Raw genomic sequence first — 21,021 nt, forward strand, 5'->3', positions numbered from 1 at the left:
TGACGCGCCCTGCGGTCCTGCTTCAACACCCCGAACAGTGCCCGCTCCCGCCCCTATCCCCCTTGGGCTATCGTCAGTCGGGCGAACAAAAGAACAATACGCTCCGGCGTCCGCGAACCGTACCTGCCCTTTGCTGGCCAGTGCATACCGTCGCGGGCCAAGCCCATGGAGCACGACCAGACTGTTAGGGACCTACTTAATGACAACCAGCAGCACTTATGCCCAAGCGCCTGCCGCGCCGGTCAACTCACCCGCGCGGGTGGCCACCGCCAGCTTCATCGGCACGGCCATCGAGTTCTACGATTTCTACGTGTATGCCACTGCCGCCGCGCTGGTGATCGGCCCCGTATTCTTCCCTTCAGGGTCAGGCACCGCGCAGATGCTGGCGGCCTTCCTTACCTTCGGCATCGCCTTCCTCGCCCGCCCGCTGGGTTCAGCACTGTTCGGACACTTCGGTGACCGTATCGGGCGCAAGTCGACGCTGGTTGCCTCGCTGCTGCTGATGGGGGTGTCGACCACGCTGATCGGTGTATTGCCAGGCTACGACAGCATAGGCGTGTGGGCACCGATCATTCTTTGCCTGCTGCGCTTCGGCCAGGGCCTGGGCCTGGGCGGTGAATGGGGTGGCGCGGCGTTGCTGGCCACCGAGAACGCCCCGGCGGGCAAGCGTGCCTGGTTCGGGATGTTCCCGCAGCTAGGCCCTTCGATCGGCTTCCTGGCGGCCAACGGCCTGTTCCTGACCCTGGCCCTGCTACTCAGCGACGAGCAGTTCCGGGAGTGGGGCTGGCGCATTCCGTTCCTGCTCAGCGCCGCGCTGGTGCTGGTAGGCCTGTACGTACGCCTGAAGCTTGAAGAAAGCCCCGTGTTCGCCAAGGCCGTGGCCCGCCACGAGCGGGTAAAAATGCCGGTGGTCGACCTGTTCAGCAAATACTGGCTGCCGACCCTGCTGGGCGCGGCCGCCATGGTGGTGTGCTATGCGTTGTTCTACATCTCGACGGTGTTCTCGCTGAGCTACGGTGTCACTACGTTGGGCTACAGCCGCGAAACCTTCCTTGGCCTGCTGTGCTTCGCCGTGGTCTTCATGGCCCTGGCCACGCCGCTATCGGCCTGGCTCAGCGACCGTTACGGGCGCAAGCCGGTGCTGATCGTCGGCGGCCTGCTGGCGGTGGCCTCGGGCTTCACCATGGAGCCTTTGCTGACCTCCGGCTCGACCACGGGTGTCGCGTTGTTCCTGGCCATCGAGCTGTTTTTGATGGGCGTGACTTTCGCACCGATGGGCGCGCTGCTGCCAGAGCTGTTCCCTACTCACGTGCGTTATACCGGGGCGTCTGCGGCGTATAACCTGGGCGGCATCGTCGGGGCTTCGGCGGCGCCGTTCTTTGCCCAGAAACTGGTGAGCATGGGCGGTTTGAGCTGGGTGGGTGGGTATGTATCGGTGGCGGCGGTGATCAGCCTGATTGCAGTGCTGTGCCTGAAAGAGACCCGCAATACAGAGCTGTGATCCTTGAGCTGCAAGCTTCAAGCTGCAAGAAAAGGCATCCCTTAGCAGCTTGTAGCTTGTAGCTTGTAGCTTGTAGCTTGTAGCTTGTAGCTTGTAGCTTGTAGCTTGAGCTTAGAACTCGACCTTGACCGCCTGCGCCGCACGGGTCGCCTTGGCCCGCGCCGCTTCGATCGATTCATCACGTGCCAGGCACACGCCCATGCGGCGCTGGCCGTTGATTTCCGGTTTGCCGAACAGGCGGATCGCGGTATCCGGCTCGCTCAACGCTGCGCCGAGGTTGGCGAAGCTGGTCTGCTGCGACTGGCCTTCAGGCAGGATCACCGCCGACGCAGACGGGCCGAACTGGCGCACCACCGGGATCGGCAGGCCCAGAATGGCACGGGCATGCAGCGCGAACTGCGACAGGTCCTGGGAAATCAGCGTGACCAGGCCGGTATCGTGCGGGCGCGGCGAGACTTCGCTGAACCACACCTGATCGCCCTTGACGAACAACTCGACGCCGAACAAACCACGGCCGCCCAGTGCATCTGTGACAGCCTTCGCCACACGCTGCGACTCGGCCAAGGCTTTCGGGCTCATCGCCTGGGGCTGCCACGACTCCTGGTAGTCGCCTTTCTCCTGGCGGTGACCGACCGGCTCCAGATACGTGGTGCCGCCAACATGGCGCACGGTCAGCAAGGTGATCTCGTAGTCGAAATCGATGAAGCCTTCGATGATCACGCGGCCCTTGCCGGCGCGGCCACCCTCCTGGGCGTAGTCCCACGACTTCTGCAGGTCGGCATCGCTGCGCAGCAGGCTCTGGCCCTTGCCGGACGAGCTCATCACCGGTTTGACCACACACGGGTAACCGACATCGGCCACAGCCTTTGCATAATCTTCAAAGGTATCGGCGAAGTGGTACGGCGAGGTCGGCAGGTCCAGCTCTTCGGCCGCCAGGCGGCGAATGCCCTCGCGGTTCATGGTCAGCTGGGTGGCGCGGGCGGTCGGCACGACGGTGAAACCTTCGTTCTCCAGCTCGACCAGCGTAGCGGTGGCGATGGCTTCGATTTCGGGGACGATGTAATGCGGTTTTTCAGCCTCGATCACCGCGCGCAGGGCGACACCATCGAGCATGTTGACCACGTGGCTGCGGTGCGCGACCTGCATGGCCGGCGCATTGGCGTAGCGGTCCACGGCGATCACTTCGACGCCCAGGCGCTGCAGCTCGATCACCACTTCCTTGCCCAGCTCGCCACAGCCGCAGAGCAGTACACGGGTCGCGGTAGGCGACAATGGGGTTCCGATACGGGTCATTTCAGGTCCTCGAAGGCGTCCGGGGCCGCGCCAGTCTTAGCGCCGCCCGCTGAAAAAGGACCCGTATTCTACACCATCAGCCGGCGACGGCAGCCCGCCGCGCACGAAATGCCATGGCCAGCCACACCGCAGTCACGCCAGCGAACTTGGAGGCCATCGCGGTGCCGATCACGGCCGGTGTCAGGGCACCGATCATGCCGAAGAAAATGAAGGTGTCCACCGGGATGCTCAGTGCCGAGCTCAACCACAAGCGGTCACGCAAGGGGCGCCGGGTGATGCTGAACACCAGCCAGTCGATCAGCTCGGAAACGAAGAACGCCGTGGCACTGGCCAGGGCAATGGCCGGCTCGGAAGTGACATACGACAGCACCAGCGCCAGCAGCATGGCGATCAGCGCGCCATGGCCGTAGCGGGTCTGCACCATGTCACGCAGGATGAACACCAGCCCACCCCAGGCCGACCAGATCACGTCCAGATGCGGGGCGCTGGAAAAGGCAAAGTTGATCAGTACAACGCTGCTGATGTAAACGATTAGAAAGAACATGGGCAGTGACCGTCCGACAAGCGGCACAGATTACCTGATTTTCGAGTCAACCGCAGCGCTTACAAGATCAATCCGGCCGCCACCGCCCGCTCATGGCACAGCTTGAGCACCGCCCGGCGTTCGGTATTGTCCATACGCCCCCAACGGCCGATCTCCGCTACGGTGCGCTGGCACCCGGTGCAGACATCCTGCTCGTCCAGCGCGCAGATGCTCACGCAGGGCGAAGCGACCGGGCGTTCGGTAGCGATCACCTCACTCATCGTCCACCACCAGGTCCCGCGCATAACGCTGGGCGTTGTGAACATAGTGCGCGGCGCTGGCCTCGAGCATGCGCTTCTGCTGCTCGGTCAGCTCACGCACCACCTTGCCGGGCGACCCCATTACCAGCGAACCATCGGGGATTTCCTTGCCTTCGGGGATCAGTGCATTGGCGCCGATGATGCAGTGTTTGCCGATGCGCGCACCGTTGAGGATCACCGCATTGATGCCGACCAGGCTGTAATCGCCAACCGTGCAACCGTGCAGCATGGCGTTGTGGCCCACGGTCACGCCTTTGCCCAATGTCAGCGGCGAACCCATGTCGGTATGCATCACGGTACCGTCCTGGACGTTGCTGTCCTCGCCGATATCGATCAGCTCGTTGTCGCCGCGCAGCACCGCGCCGAACCACACACTGGCGCGCGCCTGCAGGCGTACCTTGCCAATCAGCATGGCATTGGGTGCGGCCCAACTGGTGGCATGGCTCTCGACCCGCAGGTCGCCCAAGCGGTATTTCATTCTCGCTCCTCAGGTATCAGCGGCGACGGGGTGTGCCCCGTTCAGATCTCTATATAACGCTCGGGGGGCTGATGCAGGCTGATGCCTGCGTCGTACAGCAAGTTGACCAGTTCGACGATCATGATCGCCGACAGCCCCCAGATCTTGTATTCGCCATAACGATAGCTGGGCACATACCAACTGCGACCCTGGTAATCGATACGGTGGGTGTGGTCGCGCGGGTCCTGGCGGAAAAATTCGAGCGGCACGCTGAATACTGCCGCGATCTCCGCATCATTGGCGCGGTATTCGACGAAATCAGGGATCACCCCGACGAATGGCGTCACTTTCAGCCCATGCAGGGAAATCAGCGGGCTCAGCGGGCCGAGCACTTCCACCAGGCCTGGCGGCAGGCCGATTTCTTCTTCGGCCTCGCGCAGCGCGGTGAATATCAAGTCGGGGTCTTCCGGGTCGCGCCTGCCACCGGGGAAGGCGACTTCACCGCCATGGGTGGAAAGCCCTTTGGCACGCAGGGTCAAGACCAGTTCGGGCGCTTCGCTGCGAGTAATGGGCAAAAGTACCGCCGCCTCGGGGAACCGTCGGTCGGTTTCCAGTGAAGCTGGTTGGTGGTTGCTCATTCGGCGAAGTAGCTCGTCCAGCATTGCGCACTCTCGTTTCCAAGGCCTGCCCTGCATGATGCACCAAAGCCGCGAAGCACCCAAGCCCTGTACGCTTGCGGCAGGCCTGCCTGGCACGCCAAGATAGCGTGGGCTCAAGGGAAGAACAGCATGAAATTCTGCAGCGCGTGCGGCCAGCCGGTCATTCAGCGGATACCCGAAGGCGACAGCCGCCTGCGGTATGTCTGCAATCATTGCCAGACCATTCACTACCAGAACCCGAACATCGTTGCCGGGGTGCTGCCGGTCTGGGGCAGCCAGGTGCTGCTTTGCCGGCGAGCCATCGAGCCTCGCCGCGGCTTCTGGACCTTGCCCGCCGGCTTCATGGAGAACGGCGAAACACTGGACCAGGCCGCCCGCCGTGAAACTGTCGAAGAAGCCTGCGCCCGGGTCGGCACGATGGCCCTGTACCAGTTGTTCGACCTGCCGCACATCAACCAGGTGCATGTGTTCTTCCGCGCCGAACTGGCCGACCTGGACTTCGACATCGGCGTCGAGAGCCTGGAGGTGCGGCTGTTCGACGAACACGAGATACCGTGGGGCGAGCTGGCTTTCCGGACCGTCACACGCACACTAGAATGCTATTATCGCGACCGCATCGGGCAGCATTACCCCATAGGCCATGAGTACCTGCCACCGATGAGCGTTTCGCCCACCACTTAAGTTTGCAGGTACCGCTTCATGCGCTGGTTGTTCGCCCTTTTCTGCCTTTGCGTTACCTCGGTGTCCCAGGCGGCCTTCACCGAGACCATCATTCGCAAGCCACAGCCGCCTTTGCCGGCACAATCGCAATCGCAGGCGGCCATGCAGCCACTGATCGACAAGGTGCTGGTGATCAAGTCCGAGCGCCGCCTACAGTTGATCAGCCGTGGCGAACCGCTGAAAACCTACCGCATCTCGCTGGGCAAGCAGCCCAAGGGCGCCAAGCAGCGCGAAGGCGACAAGAAGACCCCCGAGGGCCTGTACTGGCTGGACTGGCGCAAGCAAAGCGACCGTTTCAACCTGTCCATGCACATCACCTACCCGAACATCAGCGATGCAGCCCGGGCCACACGCGAGGGCTGGAGTGCCGGCAGCATGATCATGATCCACGGCACCCCGATCAACGACGAGTATCCCGAATGGTATTTCCATACGCTTGACTGGACCGACGGCTGTATCGCCATGCGCAACTCGGACATGCGCGAGGTCTGGGACCTGGTGCCGGACGGCACATTGATCGAGATTCGGCCCTGATAGTCCGGCATTCCAATTGAGGCTGTAGGAACCTTCCCACTTCAATTAAACATCTGCCCTACTGCCGTGTAGGCAGCAGACTGCATCCAATCGACTGGCAAAGTTTTTAGCATCCACGCAAACGAGTACGCAGGCCGTACGCCATTTGCGGGGTTCTTCCATGCCAGCCCGATACCGCCACATCGCCAGCAGGCTGCTTGCCTGCTGCATGACGACCTTGCTGGCCATGCCGCAGGCATGGGCGGACGACCCTGCCAGCCAGCAACTGCGTGATCAACAGCGAACCTTGCGCCAGCTCGAGCAGCAACAGCGGCTGCAGCGCTGGCAGCGCCCTCCAGCGGCGCAACACAGCGACGCCCTCGCACCGAACCCACCCAGCGACAGCCGCTGCTGGGAGATAGCCGGCGTTCGCCTGGCCGGCAACCGGCAGCTTTCGGCACAGGCGCTTGAGCCGGCCATCCAGGCGCTGATAAAGCCCTGCATGGGCATCGCCGACATCAACCACCTGCTCAAGGCCATCACCCAGCGCTACGTGCACGCCGGTTACCCGGCCAGCCGCCCCTATCTGCGCCAAGCGCCAGCGCATGACGCGCCGCTGGACATCGTCATCATCGAAGGCTTCGTCGAGTCGATCGAGCTGGCTGCCGAGCTGCCGCTCTCCCTGAACAGCGCATTCCCCCATCTGCTGGGCAACCCCCTGTACCTGCCAGACCTTGAGCAGGGGCTGGACCAGCTCAACCGCCTGCGGGCCTTCGAGCTCAGTGCCGACCTGTTGCCAGGCGAACTGCAGGGCGGCACCCGGGTGCTGCTGCAGCCTCGCCAAGTGGCTTCACGCTGGCACCTGGACAGCCGCTTCGATAACCGAGGCAGCCCGCTGACCGGGCGTCACCGCCTGAACCTCGGCATCGGCCTGGACAGCCCCTTGGGCCTGAACGACGACCTGCGCCTGTCACTGTCGACAACGGTCATCGATGCTCCGGGGCGCAGCCAGGGCGTCACCCTGTACTACAGCATCCCCTACGGCCCATGGAGTTTCACGCTCAATGTCGGCCAACTGCGCTACAACGCGCCGATTCCGCAAGGGCGGTACGACAGCAACGGCAACAGTAGCTACCAGAGCGTCAGCGCCGAGCGCATGCTCTGGCGCAACCAGTACGGCATGCTCAGCGCCAGCGCCCGGCTGGACCGCAAACAACTGATCAACCGCACCGGCTCTGCAGTCATCGGCCTGCAGAGCCCCACCCTGACCAGCGTGGAGGCCGGGCTCAACCTGCTCTGGCTGGACCACGGCCTATGGAACGCCTACATCGGCGTCGCCCAGGGCACTCACTGGCTGGGCGCCGAGCAACCCGCCCAGCACGCAGCTGCGCCGCAGCTCGACTTTAGAAAGTACCGCGCCAGCCTGCTGCACCTGCGCCAAGGGCCAGCGAACTGGCCGTGGCGCTGGCAAAGCGAACTTGGCCTGCAGTACAGCACCGATGTCTTGCCGGCCGTCGAGCAAATGTTGTTGAGCGACGATTCGGCGGTGCGTGGCTTTCGCCTGCGTACCTACAGTGGCGCCAGCGCCGCCACCTGGCGCAATACCTTCAGCCAACCGCTGGCATTGCCCTGGACCACACTGGCTACGGTGCGCCCCTACCTGGGCCTGGACCTGGGCTGGGAGCGGCTGGCGCAAGGCGCTTCGCCGCGCCGGCTGGCAGGTGCCACGGCGGGTATCGAAGTGAGCCTGCCGCACAGCCGCCTGCGCCTGGACTATCAGCGCGCCCTCTATGCCAGCGACCTGCAGCGCCCGCTGCTCGAACCCGGATTCTGGGTACTTGAATGGGCCCTGAACATCTGATTCACCCACAACAAAGAGAACGAGAACATGCAGACACTCTCGCAGATACCCGCAATCCGCCCCGATACCTTGCGCTGGGCCATTTTCCTCGCCCTGCTCGCCTCCACCAGCGCGCTGGCCGAACACGGCCTGGAGGCAGCCACCGGCCCTGGGGGTACGCCGCTCATCAGCAACAATCATGGCGTACCTGTTATCGACATCGTCGCGCCCAACGCCAGCGGCCTGTCGCACAACCAGTTCCTGGACTACAACGTCGCCCGCCCCGGCGTGGTACTGAACAACGCCCTCCAGGCCGGGCAGTCGCAACTGGCCGGCGCGCTGGCGGCCAACCCCCAGTTCCAGGGCCAGGCGGCCTCGACCATCCTCAACGAGGTGATCAGCCGCAACGCCTCGCTGATCGAAGGCCCACAGGAAATCTTCGGCCGCCCGGCCGACTACATCCTGGCCAACCCGAACGGCATCACCCTCAATGGCGGGACCTTCATCAACACCACCCGGGCCGGTTTCCTGGTAGGTACACCGGAGCTGCAGGACGAACAGCTCAAATACCTCAACACCCTAAATGCCAGTGGCACCCTGCAAGTGCTCACAGGCGGCCAGCACAATGCCGAGGGCGCGCTGGACCTGATCGCGCCGAAACTCGACAGCAAGGGCGTGCTCTCGGCCAGTGGCGATCTCACCGTGACCGTTGGCCGCAACCGCATGCGTCACGACGACGGGCAGGTCATCGAGCATCTGCCGGGCACGCCGTCCAGCATCGACGCCAACCTGTTCGGCGCCATGCGTGCCGGGCGCATTCGTGTGGTCAGCACTGCCGAGGGCGCGGGTGTGCGGGTGGGGCCGGTGCAGATCAAGGCCGACCAGGGCATCACCCTTCAATCTGCCGGCGCGCTGCAGGTCAGCGGGCATGAAAACCGGCCCGGGGAACTGCTCAGCGAACACGGCGCATTGCAACTCACCGCTGCCGATGACCTGCGCCTTGGCGCCGTCGACGGCAAAGCCGAGCGTATCGAGATAAAGGCTGGAAAGAAGCTCACTCTGGATGCCGAAAGCCGCCAGAGCATCGCCCGCGAGCAGGAAAGCTGGAACAAAAAGTTCCTCTTCGTTACCCGCGAGACCTACCAGCGCGAACGTACCACCACCGCCGACCAACTGCGCGGGGCGCAGCTGCAAGCCAGTGACAGCGTGCTGTTGCAGTCCGGCGCCGACATGCGCCTGTTGGCAGCCAATGTGGATGCGGGCGGCGACCTGACACTCGACAGCGCTGCCAACCTGGATATCAGTGCAGGCACCAACAGCCAACGTATCGAGGAGCAGGTACGCCACCGCAAAGACCTGTGGCGCGGCGACAGTGATACCAGCCAGTACAAGGAATCAGCACAAGGCAGCACGCTCAATGCCGCACGCATGACGGTCAAGGCCAATGACACGCTCACCGTCCAAGGCAGCAAGCTGCACAGCCGCGCCGGCCTGGACATCAACGCCAGCAACGTCGAAATCGGCACAACGGCGCTGCAGGAACAGGGCACACGCCGCAACTACCGTGGCGACCTGGTATCGGGCACCTTCTTTGGTGACCGCAAAGGCAACGATACCCAAGGTAAGCGCGTAGCCGGCAGCGCCGTTACAGCCGATGGCAAGCTGAACGTTGCGGCTGAACAGGTGAGCATCAAGGGCAGCACCGTCCACGGCGCCCAAGACGCAGTGATGTACAGCGAAAAAGGCGCCCTGGCGATCGAGGCAGACCACGCCAGCACTGTGGCCACCGACCGCGACAGCAGCAGCAAGCTGTTCGGCCTGATCGGCAACGATCGCGAGCGCACGCAGCGCAAACAGCAGGTGCTGAGCAGTGACGTCAGCTCTGCCAGCAACCTGCGGCTGGCCAGTGCTGAAGAATTGCGCATCCAGGGTTCGAAGGTGACGGCCGGCGGGCATCTGCAGGTCGAGGCCAAGGGCGACCTGTTGATCGGTAGCACACAGTCAAGCGATGAGAGCGAAACACGCAGCCAGCAGCGCGGTTTCACGGCCAGCGCCAAACAGACCGCAGAAGCCGAAGACGGCAAGCCCGAGTCGCGCCAGTACGCCGCCGGCGTTGCTTACGAGGTGGTCACCAGCACAGGCCAACAACGCGAAACGTCGCAGGTGGCCAGCGAATTGACGGGCGCTACGGTTGGCCTGGACAGCGGCGCGCAGCTACAGGTCAACGGTTCCAGCGTACAGGCCAATGCGGGCGACCTGAACGTGCAGGCCAAACAGGTGAGCCTTGGCGTCACACGCAACGAGCGCGTGTCGTCCGGCAGCTCTACCCAAAGCGGTGGTGGCCTGACGGTGACCGGCGGTATGGATCGGCTGGGCAGCCTGTTCGAAGGCCATCGCAACAACGAAGTCACCACCGAACGCGACAGCAAGACGCGACGCACCGGGCTGCAGGCCAGCGGCGACCTGAAGCTCAGCGCCGACGAGTTGATCACCGAAGCTGCACGCGTCAACGCAGGCGACACCCTTCAGGTAACTGCCAAGCGCATTGAGAACCGTGCCGTGCAGGACACCCATGAACGTGAAGTGCAGCGCAATGACTGGTCAGGCAGCATCGGCGCCAGCCTGGAGTACCGTGACGTGACCCGGCCGATCGAACGCTTGGTACAGGGCGAAGAAGCGGCGCGCTTCCAGCAAGCCTCGCCCGAAGACGCAATGGTGGCACCGAGCGTTGGCGGCGACATGACCCTGGACCACCTCAAACGCTTGGAAAACCAGCGCCGCGGCTTTGCCCAGGTGAGCGAACTGGCAGGGGGGCACGTGAAGGTCAAGGCCGATACCCTCGATGACCAGGGCACCACCTGGCGTGCCAACGCCGGCGCCCTGCAGGTCGACGCCCAGCAGCACCACCTGCGCGCCGCCGAAAACACCCGGGAAGATAACGTGCAGCGCCTGGCCTACGGCGGTGACCTGCGCGTGGATACCAGTTCGGGGAGCGACCTGAACGTCCGCGCTTCCGGCAAGGGCGGCTCGCAGGGCAAGCAGGATACCGCCAGCACCGCAGTGCCGGGCAGCCTTTATGGGCAACAGGGCATTCAGGTGCAGTTGGGTAGCGACGGCCGCTACGAAGGCACGCGCATCGATGGCGGTGAAGGCGACGTAGTGATCCAGAGTGGCACTACACTGTCGCTGGCCCAGGCCACCGACCACGCTCAACAGCGCGCTCGCCAGCTCGATGGCAACGCCTGGGCCAAGGTCGGCAACCGCCCGGGCAGCACCGGCGTCGACGGCCGAGGCTATCTCGACCATGCCCAGCAGCAGGCTACACAAACCAATGCCCAGGTGGCGCAGGTCGACGCCAAAGGCCAAGTGCGCCTGACCAGCGGGGGCGACATGCTGCTCGAAGGCACGCGTATTGGCAGCCGCGAGGCCAAGGTCGGCGATACGCGCCTGCAAAGCGATGGCCGCCTGCAGGTCAAAGCTGCGAGCAATACCCGACAGGCCACTGGCGGGAACCTGGGCGGCGGCCTGGAGCTGGCCGTGAAGACCGGCACCACCCAAGGTGGCGCCATCGGGGGCCATTTCAACCATGGCAAGAAGAACGAGGACGCCCGCCAGGCAATCGATGCGCAGTTCCAAAGCGCAGGCAAACTGACCCTCGACAGCCGCGCTCGCGAGGACCTCGCCGTGCATCTGCAGGGCCTGCAGGCATCGGCCGAGCACATCGGCATCAATGCCGCCAAGGGCGGCATGCTGATCGAAGCGTCATCCAACGTCGAGCGGCGCGACAACCTGGACATCACCGCCGGCGCCGGCTTCAACACATCCAAGGGCGGCACCGACACCCTTGGGCTGCACGGCCGTGTTCAGGTCAACCTGGACAAGCGCGACAACCTCATCTGGAACGCCGGCAACCTGCGCGCCGAGCGTATCGACCTGCAAAGCCGCGGCGACACCCGCATCGAAGGCGTAAGCCTGGAAGCCGGGCGCATCAGCGGCGCAATCGACGGCGATCTGCGCATCGCCAGCCGCAAGGACAGCGTCGATACCCTGACCGTAAAAGGTGATGCACGGCTGAGCAAAGAGAAAAACCCGCAAGGCTATGTGAACGCTGCCACGGCCGTCGCAGGGCCGCTGGGAAGCAAGGTCAGCGAAAAAGCAGGTTCCGCCCTGGCCAAGGCCGACCCGGGCGTTTCGCCAACCTTCAGGCTCGATGTGTCGCATGTTCAGCGTGATGGCGTAGCCCAGCAGACGGCGCTCAAGGGCAGCGATGGGGTAGACCTGACGGTTGGCGGTGACGCTCACCTGACGGGCGCCCGCCTGCACTCGGCCAAGGGTGAGGTAAAACTCACCGCCAACGCGGTGACCAAGGAAACGCTGAGCGGCAATGATTACCGCCGGGATGTGTCGATCGATGCGTCGAACTCGCCGGTAGACCTGGGTACCGCCATTGCCCAGATCAGCAAAGGCAAAGGTGCCGCAGACGGCGAGAATGCACTGGACCTTGGCTTGCTGCGCACCAGTGGGCATAGCCGCAGTGAGCAGTGGGCATCGGGGATTGAAGGGAAAGCCAACTGATCCACAGGCCCTGTCGTCGGCAAACCGGCGATAGGGCCATGAACGTCACGTCAACCGCTGCTTACCAACGCCACTCCCCCTGCCCCGTCAATGCCTGTGGCCCCAGCAACCGAGCAGCGCGCAGCAGCGGTGTAAGGGCCGCGTCCGGCTGCAGTTCGGCCGCCACCACTGCGTGGCGCCCCAGAAGGTCTGCATCCAGCGCCAACTGATGCTCGCCGTGTTGTATCAGTTGCCCATGCAGGCGCCAGCCTGTGCGGCAATCCATTTCTACCCAGCCCTGCCCCAACCCCAGCGACCAAGGTTCACTCAAGGCGAGGTCGGTGACCGTGATGCGGCCTTCACTGGTGCGGCACTGCTCCCCCGCGCCTTGCAGGCGCAGCGTGCCCTGCCACTGCCCGGCCAGCCGATAGGCCGTCTGCACACTCGCCTGGGGAGCCTGTGCGGTTACGTCCAACCGCCAGTGCCATGGCCAGCCTTCGGCATGCAACTGCCAGCCCTGGCCCTGAAAGCCCAGCTGTGCGGTGGCCTGCAAGCGCCAGGGCTGCAACGCCCAGCGTACGGGCCCGACCGGCCCGACCTGCTGCGCCTGACCCTGCCACAGGCTCCCGCTGACCCTATGCAGCGGAAGGCCAAAGCCCTGTGCAACCCAGGACGCCGGCAACTGCACCAGCAAAGTCAGGCTGAACACCAGCCCGGCCCACAGCAGCCCACGGCGGCTCATGGCTGCAACACCAGGTCGAAACGCAGGCCATTGCCATCCTGCTCCAGGCCCCACTGCAGCGGTTGGGCACCCTCTGCGCGCAAGGCCTGCAGCCAGCGCTGCAAAACCTGCTCATCGGCCACCTGGCCGCGCAGTTGCCACACCTTGCCTTGCACCTCGACCTCGGCAACTTCGACCCGCCGCGCCTGGGCAGACTGACGCAGCCGCTCCAGGCTCACGCCTGGCCCGCTGGGGAAGGCGGCGGCCTGCACTGCCAGCCCACGCCACTGGCTGAGCTCGCGCCATTGCGACACGCCTTGGCGCAGTGCCAACAACGCCAGCAGAAAGCCGATCAGGCACCAGGCGAGCAACAATCGATGACGCTGAAACCACGCTCGGGTCATGTTGGCGCTCCCAGATCGAAAACCACGTGCGCCGCTGGCGCAGCGCTCAGTACCTGCACCGCCGCTCCGGCGGCGCTTGCCATTTCTTGCCAGGGCGGCTCGCTCCCCTCGCCCTGCAGGCGCAGGTGCCAGCGCTGGCCGTCGAAGCGCACCGCTTGCAGGCGCCAGCCTGGGTGCTCATGCAGCCAGGCCTGCAGGTGTGCCTGCAGGTCTTGAAGCTGACGCTCCCGCAGTTGCTGTTGCAGTTCGCTTTCGCGCAGGCGCTTGAGGGCCTGCGACGCTTGCCGAGGGCTGGCCTGGGTGCCGGTCACGGCCAGCACCTGCGTGCGCCAGGTTTGTACCTGCCGCCACTGCTGGCCCGCCCATAACCCGCACCACACCACGGCCAGCACCAAACAGGTGACAACCAGCGCGCGCGGCAGGGCCGGCACACGGGGCGCCGAGCGGGCCTGACGGGTTCGCTCGAACAGGCTTGGCAGCGTGTCGAGCGACTCCAGCGTTCCCGGCCAGCGCCCGACCTGGGTGGCTTTGCGCAGGCTATCCCAGGGCTGCTGCGGTACCTCACCCAGCGCGTCAGGCCAGGCCAGCCAATGGGCTTTCCCCTCTTCGCTGCGCCCCAGGTACAGGCACAGGCCAGGCGCGCGCTGCCACTGCCAGCCCGTCCCGGGCTCAGGCGTGGGCAACAATTGGAACTCGGCCCAACAGCGCTCGATCTGCAGCCCCCATTCGCTGCACTGGCCACGCCATTCGTCCAGCGCCTGGCGGGCTACCGCCAGCAGGCGCAACTGCCCTGCCTGGCGAGCGAGGCAAGCGCACTGCACCTGTTCGGCGTTCTGCAGCAAGTGGTCTTCCAGCAGCAAGGGCCACTCATCACGCTTGAGGCCCGGCGGTGCAGCCAGCTCGAACTGGCTGCACCGCTCGCCCGGGATGATCAGCGCTACCTTTGCGTCCAGGTTCGCCGGGGGCTCGCCCTGGCCTTCCCGTTGGGCCACACCGTTTTCAACCAACAGCCAGTCCCAGATCACGCCCGGGCGCAGCAGCAACCAAGACCGCGCCGGCGCACGGCGCCGCCATTCAAGCTTCATGAACGCCCCCAAGGGAGCGTGAAGGTGCAGACATAGGGGGCTCCATCACGCTGCAGTTGCACGCGCACACCACGGCCGGGGTGCGCGGGTTGGTCGGAAGGCCAGGGCAGCCATCGGCCTCCCTGGTGATAAAGAACATTCAGCGCACTGACCTGCTGCAGCTGCTCGCGCACGACCCAACGGGGTTCGCTGGCGGCGTACAGGTCTGCCGAGGTTTCCAGCATCAGGCGTTGTTCGCGGGGGTCGAAACGCAGGCGTTGGCGCTGCAGCCGTGAGCCACCCTCGGCCTCTGGCACAGCCGTGGCTGCCACCCACAGCAACTGCTGGCGATCGGGCTGCCAGTCGAGCCAGCGGCTGGCCAGTGGCAGGCGTTGCTCATACACCCGGCGCAGTACTGGGCTGTCGAAGCGCCGCTCCAGCGCCAGGCAGAACTCCAGCACACTGTTCTCCTGGCGGGTTACCTGCAGCCGCTCGCGGACCTTGAGCCAGCCATTGACCAGCGCCGCGAGCATGACCCCCAGCAGCGCGGTCAAGGCCATGGCCACCATCAGTTCGATCAGGGTCAAGCCTGCCTGGCGCCGCTTCATGGACGCTCCAGAAAAACCGTGTACTGGCCCAACGGCAGGCGCTGATCGCGGTCGGCATACAGTTGCATCTCGCCGCGACGCAGGTCGCGCACGCCGGTACGGCGCAGCTGCATCTGCCAGTGGCACGCCTGCCCGCCCTGGTTCAACACCCCACTGGGCTGGTTGCTGGCCGGCCAGTACCGTTCCACGGCAAAGCGCGCCTGCAGCTCGCGAGCGCACAGCACGCCAAGGCGATGCTGTTGCACGCTGTCCTGCACTGCCAGGCGCTGGCGCAGAACCTGGCTGGTGATCACCGCCAGCACAGCAGCAATCGCCAGGGCCACGGTCACCTCCAGCAGGGTGAACCCCTGTTGCGTGCGCTTCATGGTGACAACCCCACTCGCAACTGGCCGTCACGCCCCCACGCCCAGCGCTGGCTGCCACCTGCCCAGTGCCAGCGCACCGAACCCGGCTGGGCCCACCCTTGCGGCGTGAACTGCAGATGCGGCTGCAGGCTGGCCGGCCAGTCGGGGCGCAGCCCTTTGGGCCAGTCCCCAAAGCTGACCGGTTCGGCCACCCAGCCCTCGCGCTCACGCCGCACGAACTCCGGGTGTTGGCCGGTCCAGCGCAGCCCGCGCAATTGCCCGGCATGCCGGGCCAGTGCAGCCTGGGTGTGGACGTGCGCCGCCAGCCGCTGCAACGCCTGATCGACGCTGGCCTTGCCGCTGTCCAGCCAGGCCACCGCAAGCCCGGTCATGAGGCCGGCGATGGCCAGCACCACCAGCAATTCGAGCAGGCTGAAACCGCGCTGTGGGCGCATCGCTCACAGCGCCCAGTTACCCAGGTCGGCGTCCTGGCCTTCGCCGCCCTGTACACCATCGGCGCCCAACGAATACACATCGACCCGGCCATGCTCGCCAGGCATGCGGTACTGGTACGGGGTGCCCCACGGGTCCTCCGGCAGACGCCGTACATAACCATCGCTGCGCCAGGCTCGCGGCAGCGGCTCCTGAGCCGGTTTTTTCACCAGCGCAGCCAGGCCTTGCTCATTGCTGGGAAAGCGCAGGTTGTCCAGCCGGTACATGTCCAGTGCCTGCTCGAGCGTGCTCAGGTCGGCCATGACCTTCTGCCGCATGGCCTTGTCCTGGTTGCCGAGCACGCTGGGCGCGACCACGGCGATCAGCAGGCCGATGATGAAAATCACCACCATGATTTCCATCAGGGTGAAGCCGTGTTGGCGCTTGCGTCGATGCTGCATGGGGTTGCTCCTTGTCATCTACAGTTGCAGGCCCTGGTTGAGTTGCATGATCGGCAGCAGCACCGCCAGCACGATGAACAGCACTACGGCGCCCATCACCAGGATCATCAGGGGTTCGAAAAGCGCCATGGCCGTATCCACCTGGCGGGCAAAGCCACGCTCCTGGTCGTCGGCCACGCGCTCGAGCATGTCGGCCAGGGTGCCGCTGGCCTCGCCACTGCCGACCATGTTCACCAGCAACGGCGGGAACTGCTGGCAACCATCCAGCGCCCTGTGCAGGCTGGTGCCGCCCTGCACCTGCTGGCGCACCTGCTCCATGGCCAGGCGGATGCGCCGGTTGCCGACGGTTTCAGTGGCCACCTGCAAGGCTTCGAGCAAGGCAACACCGCTGCTGGTGAGGATCGCCAGGCTGCGCGCCAGGCGGGCACTCTCCAGCACCTGTAACAGCCCCCCCACGCGTGGCAGGCGCAGCAGCAGGTCGTCGCGGCGCAGGCACCAGTGCGGCTTGCGCAGCAACCAGCTGGCCAGCAGCGACGTGAGGATGGCCAGCCCCAGTAGCCAGGGGCCGGCGTGCACCAGGCCTTGGCTCAGGCCGATCAGCAATGAGGTGATCAGCGGCAGGCTCTGCCCGGCATGGGCAAACTGTTCGGTGAGCTTGGGTACGACGAAGGTCATCAGGCCGATCACCACCGCCAGTGACACGCCCATCAGCACGCAGGGGTAGATCAGTGCCGTACGCGCCTTGTGCTGCTGGCGCTGCACCTGTTCCAGGTGGTCTGCCAGCCGGGTAAGCACCTGGGCCAACCGCCCGGAGCGCTCACCGGCTTCGACCAGCGCGCAGTACAGACCGGTGAACGGCGCGCCCTGGCGGGCCAGGCTACGAGCCAGGCCCAGGCCCTCGGCGAGCGAGCCACGCAGAGCCACCAGCACCCCGTGCAGGGCTGGCTGGCGCAACTGGCGCTCAAGCGTCGCCAAGGCATCGACCAGCGGGATGCCCGCGCCGGTCAAGGTCGCCAGCTGGCGTGTCAGCTCACACAGCTGGGCACGGCTCAGGCGTTGTCGGCGCGGCTGCCGGGCACCGCTTTCGAAGCGCTGCAACTGGCGGGGGAACAAGCCCTGCTCGCGCAGCAACTGGCGTGCGTGGCGTTCGGTATCGGCCTGCAGGCTGGCTTTGTGGGTCTTGCCGGCTAGATCAACGGCCTGGTAGCGAAAGGTCGGCATGGGTCAGCCCTGCACCACACGCAGTACTTCGGCCAGGCTGGTCTCGCCGCGGGCCAGGCAATCACTGGCCATCGCCACCAGGCTCTGGCGGCGCTCGGCCAGGTAGTCGTGCATGGCCAGTTCACTGGCGCCGTCATACAGCAGGCCGATCAGGCCAGCGTCCAGTTCGATGAATTCGTACAGCCCCAAACGACCGATATAGCCAGTGCCCTGGCATTGCTCGCAGCCCACCGCGTGGTAGCTGCTGCCCAGCGCCGCCAGCTCAGGCCACAGCGCCCGTTCGGCCGGCTGCAGTGGCTGCGCCACCGCGCAATGGCACAGCCGCCGCACCAGGCGCTGGGCCAGCACGCCACGCAGGCATGAGGCGATCAGGAACGGCTCGACGCCCATGTCACGCAAGCGGGTGACCGCGCCCACTGCGCTGTTGGTATGCAACGTAGACAGTACCAAGTGGCCGGTGAGGCTGGCCTGCACGGCGATCTGCGCGGTTTCCTGGTCGCGGATTTCACCGAGCATGATCACGTCCGGGTCCTGGCGCAGGATGGCGCGCAGGCCAGTGGCAAAGGTCAGCCCGGCGCGCGGATTGATGGCCGTCTGGCCAATGCCGGCGATGGCGTATTCCACCGGGTCCTCGACGGTGAGGATGTTGCGGCTGCCGTCATTGAGGCTGTTGAGGCTGGCGTACAGGGTGGTGGTCTTGCCCGAGCCGGTCGGCCCGGTCGACAGCACGATACCGTTGGGCCTTGTCAGGCAACTGCGCAGGCCGTGCAGCACTGCGTTGGGCATGCCCAGGTTGCCCAACGCCAGCAAGCTGGCCTGCTTGTCGAGCACGCGCATCACCACGCGCTCGCCATGGATACCGGGCAAGGTCGAGACGCGCACGTCCACCTCACGCCCGGCGGCGCGCAAGGTGATGCGACCGTCCTGGGGCTGACGCTTCTCGGCGATGTCCAGGCGCGCCATGACCTTGATCCGCGACACCAGCATGGCCGACAACGCGCGCGGCGGGCGCAACACCTCGCGCAGGTGGCCATCGACACGCAGGCGCACCACCAGGCTCTGCTCAAAGGTCTCGATATGAATGTCCGAAGCGCGCAGGCGCAGGGCCTGGCCGAACAGGCCGTTGATCAGGCGGATCACCGGGGCCTCATCATCGCTTTCGAGCAGGTCCTCGATGCGCGGCATTTCGCTCATCAGGCTGTCCAGATCAACCTGTTCGCCGATGCCTTCGATCAGTGCTTCGGTGGCAGCATCCCCGGCCTGATACAACTGGCCGAGGCGTTCGTCGAACGGCGCAGCTTCCAGGTAGTGCAGTGCCACGGGCTGGCCATGCACACGCAGCAGTTCCTGCAGTTGGTTACTGTCGGCATCGCGGCGCAGCCACAACTGCCAGCCGGTATCCGCCGGGGCCATGGCCAGCCCGGCCTGACGCGCAAGGCGATAGGGCAGCATCACCAGTCGCCCCCGTCCAGGCGCGCGCGGCTGGCCGGGAATACCCGCAGCAGCTGGCCGTCCTGCGCAAGGCCTGGCAGCTTGAGCGGCGTGGTCTGCTGCAGGGTGCGGTACTTGTCTTCGCTCAAACCCGCCAGGCTCGGCCCGTCACGCAGGATGCGCGGGCGGATGAAGACCATCAGGTTCTGCTTGGTGTTCTTGCTGGCCTCGGAACGGAACAGCCGGCCCAGCCCCGGAATATCCCCCAGAAACGGTACGCGTTGATCGCTGGTGCTCAGCTCATCGCTGATCAGGCCGCCAAGAATCACCAGGCCATTGTCCTCGACCATGACCTTGGTCTTGATCTCGCGCTTGTTGGTGATCACATCGCTGGCGGCGCTGGAGTCGGCGATCGACGAGACTTCCTGAACGATATCCAGGCGTACGCTGTTGTCGATGTTGATTTGCGGCTTGATACGCAGCTTCACCCCGACTTCCTTGCGCTCGATGGTCTGGTAGGGGTTGGCGTTGTTCTGCGTCACGGAGCCGGTGACGAAGGGCACTTCCTGGCCGACCAGGATCGATGCCTCGGCGTTGTCCAGGGTCAGCAGGGTCGGCGTGGACAGCAGGTTGAAGCCGCTCTTGCCCTTCAGTGCGTTGATCAGCATGGCGAAGTTGAAGCCACCGCCGAAGTGGCCGATGCCGGCAGTCACGCCCGTGGTGGCCGACAGCAGGTCGCCCAGCGCTTCGTTGTCGCCGCTGGCGGCGGCGCCCGCGATGTTGGCGATGTTCACCCCGTTGCTGCCGAAGTTGACGATGCCGGCGCCGAACTTTTCGTCGGCGAACAGCCACTGCACACCAAGCTCCTGGGCACGGCTGTCGGACACTTCGGCGATGATGGCCTCGACCACTACCTGGGCGCGGCGGATGTCCAGCTGCTCGACGATGGAGCGGTAGGCGGCCAGCTCGCTGTCGGGGCCGACCATGACCACGGCGTTGGTGCCCTCCTCGTACTCCAGGCGTATGCCCGAATCGCTGGCGGCGGCCATCACCGGCTTGTCCTTGGCCTCGCCTTCGCCTGCTCCCTCGCTGGGCACACCGCCTTCCTGGCTCAACCCGCGCAGCACCTTCACCACTTCGCCTGCATTGGCATGGCGCAGGTAGATCACCTGCGTGTTGCTGCTGTGCCGGTTCTCACTGGGCTGATCGAGCTGGCCCAACAGGGCTCGCACACGGTCGGTGCTGCCACGTACCAGCAAGGCATTGCTGCGCGGGTCAGCCACCACCTGGGTGCTGTCGGCGCCCTGCTCTCGGGCCAACAGGCGGGTCAGCAACTGCGCGGTGTCGGCGGCGCTGGCATGGCGCAGGGGCATGACCTTCAGGGGTTCGTCACTGACCTGGTCAAGCTGGCGCAACAGGCTGTCGATGCGTTCGAGGTTGCTGCGCCAATCGGTGACCACCAGCAGGTTGGCCGCAGGATAAGGGGTGATCACACCAACACGCGGGTCGATCAGCGGCTTGAGAATACCGAGCATCTGCTCGCTGGCGGCGTTACGCACATTGAATACGCGGGTGGCCACGCCATCACTGCCTTCGCTGTGCTTGCCGGCGGCTTCAACTGGCACCGGCTCCAGGCGCGCGGCCTGGTCGGGGACGATCTTCACACTGCCATTGGGCAGATCGACCGCGGCATAGCCTTGGGCACGCAGCTGGGCGAGAAAGATGTCGTAGATGGCATCGGCATCGTGGCGGTCGACGGTACGCACCGTGACCTTGCCTTTGACCCGCGGGTCGACGATGAAGGTGGTGCCGGTGATGCGCGACACGCTGTCGATGAATTCGCCCAGCTCGGTGTCGACGAAGTTCACCTCGTAAAGCGGGGTGCCGTTATCATCGAAGGTTTCCGGTTCTTCTGCCCAGGCCGCAGCAAGAGCCAGGGTCAAGGCAGCGGCCAC

20 protein-coding genes are annotated in these 21,021 nt (G+C 65.2%); 5 read left to right on the forward strand and 15 right to left on the reverse strand.

From position 1 onward, the window contains the following. The first annotated feature begins 199 nt into the window (after positions 1-199). Entirely contained in the window at positions 200-1,501 is a 1,302-nt protein-coding gene (locus ACMGF5_RS03405) for an MFS transporter (RefSeq protein ID WP_046784372.1), read from the forward strand. Between the two features lie 111 nt (positions 1,502-1,612). On the opposite strand, the gene purT is transcribed toward ACMGF5_RS03405, so the two are convergent. The 5 genes from purT to ACMGF5_RS03430 all read right to left on the reverse strand — a co-directional run bounded on the left by purT (position 1,613) and on the right by ACMGF5_RS03430 (position 4,756). After that, positions 1,613-2,794 (reverse strand): formate-dependent phosphoribosylglycinamide formyltransferase, encoded by a 1,182-nt coding sequence (gene purT, locus ACMGF5_RS03410; protein WP_115273998.1) that lies wholly within the window; start codon positions 2,792-2,794, stop codon positions 1,613-1,615. A 76-nt stretch (positions 2,795-2,870) separates the two neighbouring features. Continuing rightward, positions 2,871-3,338 carry a VUT family protein gene (locus tag ACMGF5_RS03415; protein WP_115273997.1) on the reverse strand — a complete coding sequence of 156 codons (468 nt, stop codon included), beginning with the start codon at positions 3,336-3,338 and terminating at the stop codon, positions 2,871-2,873. 59 nt (positions 3,339-3,397) lie between these two features. Continuing rightward, a complete protein-coding gene (locus ACMGF5_RS03420) occupies positions 3,398-3,598 on the reverse strand; it encodes a DUF1289 domain-containing protein (protein WP_039602028.1) in 201 nt (66 codons plus the stop codon). Beyond that, on the reverse strand, positions 3,591-4,115 hold the full coding sequence (locus tag ACMGF5_RS03425; protein WP_039602029.1) for a gamma carbonic anhydrase family protein: 525 nt from the start codon (positions 4,113-4,115) through the stop codon (positions 3,591-3,593). The genes ACMGF5_RS03420 and ACMGF5_RS03425 overlap by 8 nt, the downstream gene beginning before the upstream one ends. 41 nt (positions 4,116-4,156) lie before the next feature. After that, the gene (locus ACMGF5_RS03430; RefSeq protein ID WP_046784375.1) at positions 4,157-4,756 is read right to left on the reverse strand and encodes a CoA pyrophosphatase; all 600 of its coding nucleotides are present in this window, start codon (positions 4,754-4,756) and stop codon (positions 4,157-4,159) included. A 126-nt stretch (positions 4,757-4,882) separates the two neighbouring features. Here ACMGF5_RS03430 and ACMGF5_RS03435 point away from each other — a divergent pair, with 126 nt between their 5' ends. From ACMGF5_RS03435 to ACMGF5_RS03450, 4 genes are all read left to right on the forward strand, one after another. After that, positions 4,883-5,434, forward strand: a complete 552-nt coding sequence (locus ACMGF5_RS03435; RefSeq protein ID WP_046784376.1) for an NUDIX hydrolase — start codon at positions 4,883-4,885, stop codon at positions 5,432-5,434. Positions 5,435-5,452: 18 nt separating this feature from the next. After that, positions 5,453-6,007 carry a L,D-transpeptidase family protein gene (locus ACMGF5_RS03440; protein ID WP_012315982.1) on the forward strand — a complete coding sequence of 185 codons (555 nt, stop codon included), beginning with the start codon at positions 5,453-5,455 and terminating at the stop codon, positions 6,005-6,007. Positions 6,008-6,167: 160 nt separating this feature from the next. Beyond that, positions 6,168-7,847 carry a ShlB/FhaC/HecB family hemolysin secretion/activation protein gene (locus tag ACMGF5_RS03445; RefSeq protein ID WP_115273995.1) on the forward strand — a complete coding sequence of 560 codons (1,680 nt, stop codon included), beginning with the start codon at positions 6,168-6,170 and terminating at the stop codon, positions 7,845-7,847. Between the two features lie 27 nt (positions 7,848-7,874). After that, entirely contained in the window at positions 7,875-12,401 is a 4,527-nt protein-coding gene (locus ACMGF5_RS03450) for a hemagglutinin repeat-containing protein (RefSeq protein WP_414157564.1), read from the forward strand. Positions 12,402-12,462: 61 nt separating this feature from the next. On the opposite strand, the gene gspN is transcribed toward ACMGF5_RS03450, so the two are convergent. From gspN to gspD, 10 genes are read right to left on the reverse strand one after another with little or no spacing between them, the layout of a single operon-like run. Next, on the reverse strand, positions 12,463-13,122 hold the full coding sequence (gene gspN, locus ACMGF5_RS03455; protein WP_414157565.1) for a type II secretion system protein N: 660 nt from the start codon (positions 13,120-13,122) through the stop codon (positions 12,463-12,465). Next, entirely contained in the window at positions 13,119-13,505 is a 387-nt protein-coding gene (gene gspM, locus ACMGF5_RS03460) for a type II secretion system protein GspM (RefSeq protein WP_174142351.1), read from the reverse strand. Before gspM ends, gspN begins: the two co-directional genes overlap by 4 nt. Then, the gene (locus tag ACMGF5_RS03465; protein ID WP_414157566.1) at positions 13,502-14,590 is read right to left on the reverse strand and encodes a GspL/Epsl periplasmic domain-containing protein; all 1,089 of its coding nucleotides are present in this window, start codon (positions 14,588-14,590) and stop codon (positions 13,502-13,504) included. The genes gspM and ACMGF5_RS03465 overlap by 4 nt, the downstream gene beginning before the upstream one ends. Next, the gene (locus ACMGF5_RS03470; protein ID WP_046784381.1) at positions 14,587-15,177 is read right to left on the reverse strand and encodes a type II secretion system protein; all 591 of its coding nucleotides are present in this window, start codon (positions 15,175-15,177) and stop codon (positions 14,587-14,589) included. The genes ACMGF5_RS03465 and ACMGF5_RS03470 overlap by 4 nt, the downstream gene beginning before the upstream one ends. Further along, positions 15,174-15,542, reverse strand: a complete 369-nt coding sequence (locus tag ACMGF5_RS03475) for a type II secretion system protein GspI (protein WP_046784382.1) — start codon at positions 15,540-15,542, stop codon at positions 15,174-15,176. The genes ACMGF5_RS03470 and ACMGF5_RS03475 overlap by 4 nt, the downstream gene beginning before the upstream one ends. Next, positions 15,539-15,976, reverse strand: a complete 438-nt coding sequence (gene gspH / locus ACMGF5_RS03480) for a type II secretion system minor pseudopilin GspH (RefSeq protein ID WP_046784383.1) — start codon at positions 15,974-15,976, stop codon at positions 15,539-15,541. Before gspH ends, ACMGF5_RS03475 begins: the two co-directional genes overlap by 4 nt. Positions 15,977-15,979: 3 nt before the next feature. After that, positions 15,980-16,414: a type II secretion system major pseudopilin GspG gene (gspG, locus tag ACMGF5_RS03485; RefSeq protein WP_414157567.1), complete on the reverse strand. Its 435-nt coding sequence runs from the start codon at positions 16,412-16,414 to the stop codon at positions 15,980-15,982. Between the two features lie 18 nt (positions 16,415-16,432). Continuing rightward, complete coding sequence (gspF, locus tag ACMGF5_RS03490) at positions 16,433-17,635, reverse strand: type II secretion system inner membrane protein GspF (RefSeq protein WP_012315992.1); 1,203 nt, start codon at positions 17,633-17,635, stop codon at positions 16,433-16,435. A gap of 3 nt (positions 17,636-17,638) precedes the next feature. After that, positions 17,639-19,087, reverse strand: a complete 1,449-nt coding sequence (locus tag ACMGF5_RS03495) for a GspE/PulE family protein (protein ID WP_237860099.1) — start codon at positions 19,085-19,087, stop codon at positions 17,639-17,641. Beyond that, positions 19,087-21,021, reverse strand: coding sequence for a type II secretion system secretin GspD (gene gspD, locus ACMGF5_RS03500; protein ID WP_371316846.1), 1,935 nt, complete (start codon positions 21,019-21,021; stop codon positions 19,087-19,089). Before gspD ends, ACMGF5_RS03495 begins: the two co-directional genes overlap by 1 nt.

Origin of the sequence: Pseudomonas sp. BNK-15 (genome assembly GCF_047456105.1) — a bacterium.
In the GTDB taxonomy this organism is placed as follows: domain Bacteria; phylum Pseudomonadota; class Gammaproteobacteria; order Pseudomonadales; family Pseudomonadaceae; genus Aquipseudomonas; species Aquipseudomonas putida_E.